Origin of the sequence: Oribacterium sp. NK2B42 (assembly GCF_000424445.1) — a bacterium.
Taxonomy (GTDB): domain Bacteria; phylum Bacillota; class Clostridia; order Lachnospirales; family Lachnospiraceae; genus Oribacterium.
Genome location: NZ_AUJX01000072.1, coordinates 1 through 7,289, shown reverse-complemented (window position 1 = coordinate 7,289; position 7,289 = coordinate 1). Strand labels below are relative to the sequence as shown.

Genomic DNA, 7,289 nt, shown 5'->3' with positions numbered 1-7,289 from the left:
AGAGGGCAAACACAGATCACCGATCGCTCGGAGAACTGTTCTACCTGTATGTCCAGGAAGTAGCGGAAATAACCTTTGACCATTCTATGCGACTAATCATGATCGCACTGCTTTCAACCGTCAAAGAGTTCTTTGCGCTCACTGATGCTCAAATGGCAGGGTTTGTACAGCAATTCATCAACAACCTGCCAAACTATCTGAAAGCGCCCTTAGAGGCCTGCGCGGAGCAGTTGTCGGCGGCATAATGGTATTTTTGCGCCGCAAACATTGTAAACACTGAGTTTCACGCCCTTTTGGGTGTGGGAAGTATTAGTATATTACTGTTTTGTAGATTTTATTTAAAATGAACAAAACCTTACAGAGCCAGTAATAGCAGGGGGTTATGGGTTAAAATAATTTTGTTTAAAAATTATTGGTTTTAAGGTTTTAAAACCAAAAAAGTGTTTAAAACTAAAAAAATTTTTTTGAGAAAAAATCCAAAAAATGAACAAAACCCTATATAAGCAATGAGCATTGCAATATGGGAAACAGGGGAGAGTTTGAAATCTTTTCTGTAAATATGGGTATTCTATGATAATTTAGATTTATGGGGGAGCAATCAGACTGGTTGCTTCCTTTTTCTGACTATGTATTTATTAAAGATATAAGTCAATATCAGTTTGTGATTGTACCAAGGATTGTAGTATGATTATTTGCATATGCAATCGATAAATCGCAATTTGAAGAGGTGAAGCCATGGCATGGAAATGTCCGAAATGCGGCAGAGAGTTCAGCAGACAAAACCAGGATCATTACTGTGTGAAACCGCAGAATATTGATGAATACATTGCTGTCCAGGATGAGAAATATAAGCCCAGATTAATGGAGATCCGGGAGATCCTTCGTGATGCACTGCCGGACGCGGAGGAACGGATCTCCTGGTCGATGCCCACTTATTGGAAAGGTCGTAATATCATTCATTTCGCAGCATCAAAGAAACATCTGGGCATTTATCCCGGTGATGAGGCTACAGCTGTATTTACGGAGGAACTCTCCGATTATGACGTAAGCAAGGGCACGATACGGATCCCCTATGATCAGCCTTTACCGGAAGCACTGATCATAAGGATCGCAAAATGGTGCTTTGAGAACTATTCCAAATAAGGTGTAAAGATGGTATAAAGAACGCAATAGAGATCCGTTGTATTCGGGAAAACGAACTCGGCCTTCTCAAAGACTTTTTATATGAAGCCATATTCATTCCGGAAGGTGTGGAGCCGCCTTCGAGAGATATTGTAGAGAAACCGGAGCTGCGCGTATACACTGATGGTTTCGGTACAAAGTCTGGAGACAACTGCCTCGTCGCGATCCATGACGGAAAAAAGTTGGGGCTGTCTGGATGAGGATCATGAATGATTACGGCCATGTGGATGATGAAACACCTTCATTTGCAATTTCACTGTACAAGGAGTATCGGAGAAAAGGGATCGGCATGAGGCTTATGGAGGAAATGCTGGAGAACCTTCGTGATCAAGGCTATAAAAGAGTGTCTCTCGCTGTTCAGAAGGCTAACTATGCTGTGAAAATGTATCAGAAGACCGGGTTCAGGATCATGAATGAAAAAGATGAGGAATTCATCATGGTATGTGAGCTTTAGAAATCGCAGCCATTTGCAGGTATATGCTTATGAAAAGAATAGATAACGACACGTTCTATGACTATATAAAGCAATATGATCCGGATAGTGAATATCATCTTGTCGGTGAAGTCGACTATCATCTGTTAAGTGATGATAAGCCTTATGAGGGGATGGAATCTCATAGGGAAGCATTGCGTGTGGTCTTTGAATGGCTGGCGAAGCAAAGTATAGGGAATAAAGAAAGAGCCCGGATCATGTTTGGTGATGACCTTGCGGATAAATTGCAGCCTTTGGTTTATGACATCGATAAGGCAAAGCCTTCTCAACTGGATCCGCAGGTGTTTTTCTACTGTCCGAATATTGTGAAGACCGTTTATTATGGCAGCGTCTTTTATGATGCAGAGTGGAGACCGGACGATGAGAATTGTGGAACAACGGTTCCTTACTGGTATGCATTGATGGAACCGGTACACGGCAGAAGAAACAAGCCCGAAGATTTCAAAGAAGTGAACAAAGCTCTGTTTCCGAACGGTACAGATACACTTGATATATATGAATGGACAACAGACTGGTCGGATTTTTTTGATGATGGACATGAATGGTATGGCGCGTGCTGCTGGAGTGTCTATGATAAGACCATGAACAGATATGCAGTAATGCTCGTATCGGCAACAGATTGATAAATTCAAGTTTACGGAGGTAAATATGCAAGAATTGATATTACATCGAGTTTATAAGCACTTTAAAGGCGATTATTATTTAGTGGAAGATATTGCAAGAGATTCAGAAACTCAAGAAGAGATGGTTATTTATCGCAAACTATATGAGGACGGATCACTTTGGGTTAGGCCAAAAGAAATGTTTTTATCCGAAGTGGATCATAAAAAGTATCCTGATGTAAAGCAAATGTACAGATTTGAACTTCAAGAAATCGCAAGTAAAAAGCATTAAGTGAATGGCTCGTTATAAAGATAAGATCAAACGAAAGGGCAGTTATTGTTATAATTCAAGCTGCTTTTTCGTTTGACCTTACAGCGATTCTAACCTAAAGAATTTGTCAGATATAAAAATAACTGCCGTTCTTGATGAATGGCAGTTATTTTTTGATGCAATGGGCTAATAGATATTATTATGATTTTATATTTGCCTTCAGTGATACTCTTGAAAACTTAAATACTTACTCTGCGGCAACGTTGGTTCCTGCTATTCTACCAAAAGTAATGATGTCAGGATATGCATTACCACCGAGACGATTGTTTCCGTGAATACCTCCTGTAAATTCACCTGCAGCATAGAGTCCAGGAATAACATCTCCGTCCTTGTTGATTACATGGGCATCGGAGTCAATCTGTACACCACCCATAGTGTGATGAACAGTTGTGGTGCGGATAGAAGCATAGAATGGAGCCTTTTCAATAGTTGATTCGGCGCTTGTAGCCTTTCCGAACTCATCTTTACCATTCTTCATTCCTTCATTATACTTGTCAATTGTTTCCTTGAGAGTTGTAGGATCAACATCAATCTTTTCAGCCAATTCTTCAATAGTATCAGCCTTGACAGTTCTACCCTTTTCAATAAGGCTATCAATCTGATCCTGGCGGTCATCTGTAATCTGAGAACTGTCTACGATGAGATACATCTCTCCGTCTGTCTGCTGAAGTTCGGCCATTGACATTTCATAACGAGTACCGTCTTCCTTGACAAAACGCTGACCTTCTTTATTGACATATACATAATACTGAGCACCGAGCCAGTTTCCTACGAACTCAGCAACACATCCATCAACCGGATCACCAAGAGGATGTACCTGAATCTGATCAAGATCTACGAAATTAGCACCAAGTGCCTCGGCAAGTGCGATACCATCACCTGTAGAACTTGCTGCACAGGATGTTCTGGTAGTTGTGATGACACCGTTTGAATACTTATTTACAAGGTCTGAGTTTGCAGCAAAGCCTCCTGTTGCAAGAACAACACCCTTGTTGGCATGAACAGTGATCTTTGAACCGTCACTTCTTTCAGCAACAGCACCGGTAGCACGACCGGAATCATCCTTAAGGATTTCCTTTACATCAGCATCTGTATAGATCTTTGCACCGAGCTTTTCGGCAGTTTCCTGAAGCATGTTGGTGTAGATACGTCCACCATTATCGCCTTCCTTGCCCTCAGCCTTTTCAAGGTCGATCTGGTGACCTCTCTGCCATTTTCCGCCTACTGCCATAAAGATATAATCAGTCTTGAAAGGAACACCTATATCCTCTGTTAGCCACTTGTATGCATCTACAGCACTGGTTGCGTAAGTTTCAATAAGCGGAACATCACCTATTTCACCGCCTCCGATGTAAGTCTGTAAAGCATGCCAGTTGGCAGAATCAAATAATGTATCTGTTCCTGATGCCTTCCACTCATCGAAATCCTTCTTTACCTTTTCAATAAGTGCCTTGTGATCATCGTTTTTAGGTGTCTCTGCAAGAGCATCCTCTACCTCTTTTTCAAGGTCAGGTGTTGTCTTTGCACCTGTCAGCTCTAGCATTTCAGGGTCTGCAGCATTGTATGTACCTTCTCCGAGTGCACTGTTTCCACCGATAGTAGGCATCTTCTCAAGTACAATGACTGATGCTCCTGCCTGTTCTGCGGCTGCGGCTGCAGCAAGACCTGCACCACCGGCACCGACAACAACTACATCTGCAGTTTCTTCGATATCCTCACCGGCTTCCTTGGCTGTAACTTCAACATTCTTTAATGCATCAATGTCAGCGCCAGCCTCAGTAAGGGCAGCCTCAACAGCTGTTAGAATAGCATTGCTGGTGATGGTTGCACCTGAAACAGCATCTATGCCAAGTGACTGATTCTTAACTATGGCATCCGGGATATCAGAAATAGCCGGATCGGAAATGCCTGCTGTTTCTTGATGATCTGTAACTTTAACCTCTGTGATAGCATCATCCGATACTGTCACTTCTACAGTTATGTCCCCATTTTTTCCTGCAGCTTTTCCTGTATAGGTACCTGCTTTGTACTTGGCATCCTGTACAGGTGCTTCAGTGGTTTCTTCTGCCTGCTCAGTCTGCGCAGCGGTTGTAGCTACCGGTATTGATGTAGAAGCACACGCGGTAACTGAAACGGCCATAGCACAGGCAAGCAAGGATGAAAAGACTTTTCTCATGTTATCCTCCTAATTTTCCCATTGCTATACCTATTCTAGTAAACCATTAAACAAATATTCAAGAGAAAAATTAATTATTGATTAAAAACAATTTTGAGAATTTATGTTGATCAAAAGTACAGGGGACACGGCGTTGGAACTGCTCTTGTAAATGAGTTGATTAAGGGGTCAGAAAAAGCAGGATATTGGAGTATATATTCGGCAATAATCTCTATTAACAGGGCTAGCATAGCATTACATAAGAAGTGTGGTTTTAGAGAAATAGGATATAGAGAAAGAATCGCGAAGGACAGATTTGGAGAATGGCAGAATACAACCCTGATGGAGTATAGAGCTTCATAAGAACGAGAGATATTATCATAGAACCGATGCGCAGCTTGTACAGTTTGCCAGCTGGAAACCGGATTATGAAAAATAAGTAAATATCAAGCTTCAGAGACAGTGGCCTGAATACAGGGCCACTGTCTTTTGTTGTATTTACAAGATGTGCGTGGGCTTTTATGATTAGAGAAGGAGAAAAAGAATTTTTAGCAGGGGAAACAGTGGGGAATTCTATTTGTCAATTACCCACGACCTAAAGGTCATGGGCTTGCAACTACCTGGTCGTGCTAACGGCTCACGCCTCCGACCTTTAAACCCCGATAGGCATTAGCCTAAAGTGGCGTTGCATCATGGGGTGATTGACAACACCCCTTACGGCAAAGTTTACTCTGTCGTAACTGTATATAACGCCATACAGTCGGCGATGCTTGAGTATATTTTACGTAACACCAAGTCTTTTATGTGTTACAACCTCATATATACTTTTCAAGGTACTAAGAGTGCCTTCGGCGAGCAACACGCCCAACGGTTTTCTCTTGTATTGTTGCTAAGTATATTGTAGCACATACGTTTTTAAATAACAACAAACAGGACTCCTCCCACCTGCTAAAGCAAGTGGGTTTCCGTCCATGGCAACGAAAGATTTTATTTATGAGTATAGAGAAGTAGTTTGTCCCTACTGTGAGCACCGATTCATGTTCAACAAAGGTGTGGATGGGGAAAAGTATTATGAATATACGGATAAAACAACGGGGAAAATACTGTCGAGTGCAATATGCCCTAAGTGCGGTAAAACTGTAATTGCCATTGATAAGGTGCTGGAAGGTATCCGTGAAGATGATGATAGAGTTGTTACTCATGGAATAAGAGGGTTATGAAAGAAAACGGATGATGGCGCAATTTTGCAAGGGAATCGGGAGACCGGTTCCTTTTTTGATGGGAGAAATGAGGCGAGCGGATGTATCCTGTGTCGGACGATTTCCTGCGGACGGTGCAGGAGAATACGATGAAATATTACTGGACGGGAAAAATCACGATAAAGAATGGCGTGATCTATGAGTTCGGGGCTGAGGATATCGATAAGGGGGAGCGGATATATTTCTTCTCAGTGCTGTGGGAGTACTGAGATTGAGCTGGGTACGGTTTATGCGGCTGAGCTGGGAATAACGCTTTTATCAGACATCGACAGGTACACGCTGGAAGATGCCTTGGTAGAGCTGTTTTATCATCTGAGGATATCAAAGAGCCGGGATCCGGCTGAGATTGATCCGGACTATGAGCAGACGGTTGAGAGCGATGGAATCTACGAGAAGATCCCTATGGGATTATATGAGGTGACGGAGGTTAACCGGACGGTGAAGTGTCTGGAATTGAAGGCGTATGATTTCATGTTGAAGTTCGAGAAGGATTTCAACGGATTTCAGACTGTGGGCCCTGCATATGATTTCATCCACCTGTGCTGTGAAGCCTACGGCGTGGAGTTTGCTCAGACTCGTGAAGAGATAGAAGCCCTTCCGAATGGTACGGAGGGGCTTTCGATTTATACGGAGAGCAATGACATCGAAACATACCGAGATGTGCTTTACTATGTGGGGCAGGTACTGGGAGGTTTCTTTTGTATCAACAGGTTCGGGCAGTTGGAACTGAGGCATTACGGTACGGAACCGGTTATAGAGATTGCAGGAAGACATAGATTTTCATCCAGCTTTTTTGATCTCATAACCAGATATACGGCAGTATCGTCCACGAATATGCGGACGGAGACGGCTGAGTATTATCATCTGGATCTGGATGACGGTCTGACCATGAATATGAGGGTGAATCCCCTTTTTCAGTTCGGACTGGATGAGACAAGGGAAGAGCTTTGCACAAACATCTTAAATGACATATCTGGAACCGTCGATTTCTTCTCTTTCTTTGGTAAACTCTTCTTATCAACATTACCGCGAGTTTTCACATTAAATGATTCGGTTGAAGCCACGACCCTTTAGGGTCGGTTTTAAGCTAACCTTGATTTTCTATATAATGTTCGATTGTAGCCTGTGAGACCTGCCCTATGCTACACGCAAAGAATCCCCATCAGACCAAAGCGTTCTTTCTTTCCAATAGTGATTAATGAGCCACTTTTCATGATATTTCCATGCATTGTAGGTACTGCACTGTTTGAGTACCGATGCCACCATA

The 7,289-nt window shown here is 42.5% G+C and carries 6 protein-coding genes and 3 pseudogenes; 8 read left to right on the top strand and 1 reads right to left on the bottom strand.

The annotated features are described in order from the left end of the window. From G625_RS22890 to G625_RS0113935, 5 genes and pseudogenes are all read left to right on the top strand, one after another. Window positions 1–245: pseudogene (locus tag G625_RS22890) on the top strand (hypothetical protein); the annotation flags it as partial. A gap of 490 nt (window positions 246–735) precedes the next feature. Next, entirely contained in the window at window positions 736–1,143 is a 408-nt protein-coding gene (locus G625_RS0113950) for an iron chaperone (protein ID WP_029201595.1), read from the top strand. A 26-nt stretch (window positions 1,144–1,169) separates the two neighbouring features. Next, a pseudogene (locus G625_RS23520) lies at window positions 1,170–1,636 on the top strand (GNAT family N-acetyltransferase). 29 nt (window positions 1,637–1,665) lie between these two features. Then, the gene (locus G625_RS21535) at window positions 1,666–2,298 is read left to right on the top strand and encodes a hypothetical protein (RefSeq protein WP_156885143.1); all 633 of its coding nucleotides are present in this window, start codon (window positions 1,666–1,668) and stop codon (window positions 2,296–2,298) included. Between the two features lie 25 nt (window positions 2,299–2,323). Then, window positions 2,324–2,569, top strand: coding sequence for a DUF1653 domain-containing protein (locus tag G625_RS0113935; RefSeq protein WP_029201593.1), 246 nt, complete (start codon window positions 2,324–2,326; stop codon window positions 2,567–2,569). 226 nt (window positions 2,570–2,795) lie between these two features. Here G625_RS0113935 and G625_RS0113930 read toward each other — a convergent pair whose 3' ends face one another. Next, window positions 2,796–4,784, bottom strand: a complete 1,989-nt coding sequence (locus G625_RS0113930; protein WP_029201592.1) for a flavocytochrome c — start codon at window positions 4,782–4,784, stop codon at window positions 2,796–2,798. Between the two features lie 93 nt (window positions 4,785–4,877). Here G625_RS0113930 and G625_RS20110 point away from each other — a divergent pair, with 93 nt between their 5' ends. The 3 genes and pseudogenes from G625_RS20110 to G625_RS20105 form a co-directional block, all read left to right on the top strand. Next, window positions 4,878–5,126 (top strand): GNAT family N-acetyltransferase, encoded by a 249-nt coding sequence (locus G625_RS20110; RefSeq protein WP_242826641.1) that lies wholly within the window; start codon window positions 4,878–4,880, stop codon window positions 5,124–5,126. 608 nt (window positions 5,127–5,734) lie between these two features. After that, window positions 5,735–5,983 (top strand): hypothetical protein, encoded by a 249-nt coding sequence (locus G625_RS0113920; RefSeq protein WP_029201591.1) that lies wholly within the window; start codon window positions 5,735–5,737, stop codon window positions 5,981–5,983. A gap of 80 nt (window positions 5,984–6,063) precedes the next feature. Further along, window positions 6,064–6,997: pseudogene (locus tag G625_RS20105) on the top strand (hypothetical protein); the annotation flags it as partial. Between the last annotated feature and the right edge of the window lie 292 nt (window positions 6,998–7,289).

Coding starts and splice junctions, on each gene's coding strand:
- G625_RS0113950 (WP_029201595.1), top strand. CDS start 736: ATGGCATGGAAATGTCCGAAATGCGGCAGAGAGTTCAGCAGACAAAAC.
- G625_RS21535 (WP_156885143.1), top strand. CDS start 1,666: ATGAAAAGAATAGATAACGACACGTTCTATGACTATATAAAGCAATAT.
- G625_RS0113935 (WP_029201593.1), top strand. CDS start 2,324: ATGCAAGAATTGATATTACATCGAGTTTATAAGCACTTTAAAGGCGAT.
- G625_RS0113930 (WP_029201592.1), bottom strand. CDS start 4,784: ATGAGAAAAGTCTTTTCATCCTTGCTTGCCTGTGCTATGGCCGTTTCA.
- G625_RS0113920 (WP_029201591.1), top strand. CDS start 5,735: ATGGCAACGAAAGATTTTATTTATGAGTATAGAGAAGTAGTTTGTCCC.